At 72.3% G+C, this 2,914-nt stretch carries 2 protein-coding genes; both read left to right on the top strand.

The window, feature by feature from the left end:
* A partial coding sequence (locus BJP32_RS16630; RefSeq protein WP_143255501.1) for a glycoside hydrolase/phage tail family protein occupies window positions 1–2,555 on the top strand: 2,555 nt, incomplete at its 5' end.
* An 80-nt stretch (window positions 2,556–2,635) separates the two neighbouring features.
* Window positions 2,636–2,914: DnaJ domain-containing protein (locus BJP32_RS16625; protein WP_143255500.1), on the top strand; the 279-nt coding region annotated here is incomplete at its 3' end.

Raw genomic sequence — 2,914 nt, 5'->3', positions numbered from 1 at the left:
GCTGGGGGTTGAGGCGGCTGGCGCTGCACTATGCCCGCATGGCGGCGGATGAAGGGGCGGACGGCCTGCTGATCGGCTCGGAGATGCGGGGGCTGACCTGGACGCGGGATGCGAACGGGGGCTTTCCGGCGGTGGCGCAGTTTCGGGCGCTGGCGGCGGAGTGCCGGGCGGTGGTCGGGTCGCGGGTCAAGCTGAGCTACGCCGCCGACTGGTCGGAGTATTTCGGCTGGCAGAGGGACGGAGAGGTTCGGTTTCACCTCGATCCTTTGTGGGCGGACCCGAATATCGATTACGTCGGCATCGATTGGTATCCGCCGATGGGCGACTGGCGCGGCGGCGACGGCGGGCGGGACGCCGAAGATTTCAAAGGGCCGTCGGACCCGGCCTATCTGGCGGCGCAGGTCGCGGGCGGCGAGGGGTATGACTGGTTCTACGCCGGCGCGGCGGATCGGGCGGCGCAGCGGCGCACGGCGATCACGGACGGCGCCCACGGCGAAGACTGGATCTGGCGCTACAAGGATCTGAAGGGCTGGTGGTCGAACCGGCATCATGAGCGCGTGGGCGGCGCAAGGCAGGCGGCGCCGACGGCCTGGGTTCCGGGGATGAAGCCGATCCGGCTGACCGAGTTCGGCTGTGCGGCGGTGGATCGCGGGGGGAATGCGCCGAACCTGTTCCAAGATCCGAAGAGCAGCGAGAACGCTCTGCCGCCGTACTCTACGGGCGCCCGCGACGACCGGATGCAGCGGCGGCTGATCGAGGCGGTGCTGGGGCATTATGCGCAGCCGGTGAACAACCCGGTCTCGGGCGTCTATGGCGGGCCGATGCTGCAGGGTGCGGATGTCTGGTGCTGGGACGCGCGGCCCTATCCGGCGTTTCCGGCGCTGCATGAGGTGTGGGCTGACGCGGGCGCCTGGCGCACAGGGCACTGGCTGAACGGGCGGATGGGCGGCGATGCGCGCGGGCTGATCGAGGCGATCCTGAAGCGGGGCGGGCTGAGCGAGACGGACTATACGGTCGGGGCGGTGGACGGCGGGGTGACGGGCTATGTCATCGACCGGCCGATGGCGACGAAGGATGCGCTGGCGCCGCTGGTGCAGGCGCTGGGGGCGACGACGGCCGAGCGGGATGGTCGGGTGGCCGTGCTGGGCGAGACGGCGCGGGAGATGACGCTGCATGAGGCGGCGCTGGCCCTGCCCGACAAGGGCGGGAGCGCGGCGGCGGATCGACGGCTGACGCCTCGGCCGGGCGCGGCGCGGCTGCGCTTCATCGACGAGGCGGCGGACTATCAGCTGGGCGCGGTGACGGTGCGCGGCGACGGCGAGGGCGGCGGCGTGGACGCGGCGCTGCCCGCCGTAGTCGGGACCGGGCTGGCGACGGCGGCGGCGCAGCGGCTGTTGCAGGGCGAGGCGGCCGAGCGGTTGACGCTGAAGCTGGGGCCGCTGGAGGCGCTGAGGCTGGAGCCGGGCGATGTGACGGCGGTGGAGGGCCGTGCGGGCGACTGGCGCGTCGAGCGGCTGGACTGGGACGAGACGCCCAGCGCGACCTTGACCCCGATGGTTGAGGTGGTCGTTGTGGACGCGCCCGAGGATTGGCGTGGAGACGGCGGCGGCGCGGGAACGCCTGGGGCCCCGTTCCTGATGCTGTTGGACCTGCCGCCGCTGCCGGGCGAGGAGGCGGACGGGCGGCCGGTGGTCGCAGCGGCGGCGGAGCCGTGGACGCCGATGGCGCTGCATGGCGGGGTCTCGGTCGACAGTCTGACGCAGAGGGCGGTGGTGGAGACGCCCGCGACGGTGGGAACGCTGACGGCAGCGTTGCGGCCCGGCTTGGTCGGGCGCTGGGATGAGACGGGCGTGCTGAGCGTGCGGATCGAGGGGCAGGCGCCGCAAAGCCGGGCGGTCGAGGCGGTGCTGTCGGGCGCCAATCTGCTGGCGGTGCGCAGTGCGGACGGGTGGGAGCTGGTGCAGTTCCGCCGGGCCGAACTGATCGGCGGCGACGTGTGGCGGCTGAGCGGCCTGTTGCGCGGGCAGCAGGGGACGGAAGAGGCGGCGGCGCGCGGGGCGGAGCCGGGGGCGCTGGTCGTCGTGCTGGAGCGCGGCATGGCGCGGGCCCAGGTCGATGCGGTCGAGCGCGGATTGCCGCGGGTCTGGCGGGCGGGGCCTGTGGGTTCGCCGCCGGGCGGGGCGGGGACGACGGAGGTCGGCTTTGTGTGGAGCAACCGGAACGCGGCGCCGTGGCGACCGGCGCATCTGAAGGCGAGCCCAGAGGGCGCTGGATGGCGGTTGATCTGGCTGCCGCGCGTGCGTCTGAGCGGCGACGGCTGGGAGGGTGAGCCGGTCGAGGTCGATCCGAAACGGTTTCGGGTGCGGGTGCTGGACGGGGATGTCGAGCGCCGGGTCTGGGAGGCCGAGGGGCTGGCGGCCGTCTACAGCGCGGTCGAGGTCGCGGCGGACTTTCCAGGCGACGTCGGCTCCATAGCCAAGGTCGCCGTGGCCCAGTGGGGCGACGGGTACGGCTGGGGCGCGGAGGCGATGGTTCCGTTGATCCCGCCGATCTAAACCATGTCGGCCCCTTTCGGCGGGCGGGCGCATGGCTTAACTGACGCTCTGGTCTGTGTTGATCCGGAGTGGAGCGAAAATTGGCTGGCGATCCCTATCAGGAACTGGGCGTTTCCAAGGGCGCGAGCGCGGACGAGATCAAGAAGGCGTTCCGCAAGCTGGCCAAGGAACTGCACCCCGACAAAAATCCCGGCGACAAGGCCGCCGAGGAACGGTTCAAGCGCATCACCGCCGCCTTCGACCTGCTGGGCGACGCCGAGAAGCGCGCCAAATATGATCGCGGCGAGATCGACGCCGATGGACGCGAGCAGTTTCGCGGCTTCGGCGGCGGGGCGCAGGGCGGGCGGCCGGGCGGCGGC

Origin of the sequence: Brevundimonas sp. ZS04 (genome assembly GCF_001956865.1) — a bacterium.
GTDB classification, from domain to species: domain Bacteria; phylum Pseudomonadota; class Alphaproteobacteria; order Caulobacterales; family Caulobacteraceae; genus Brevundimonas; species Brevundimonas diminuta.
This window is presented reverse-complemented; position numbering and strand designations above follow the sequence as displayed.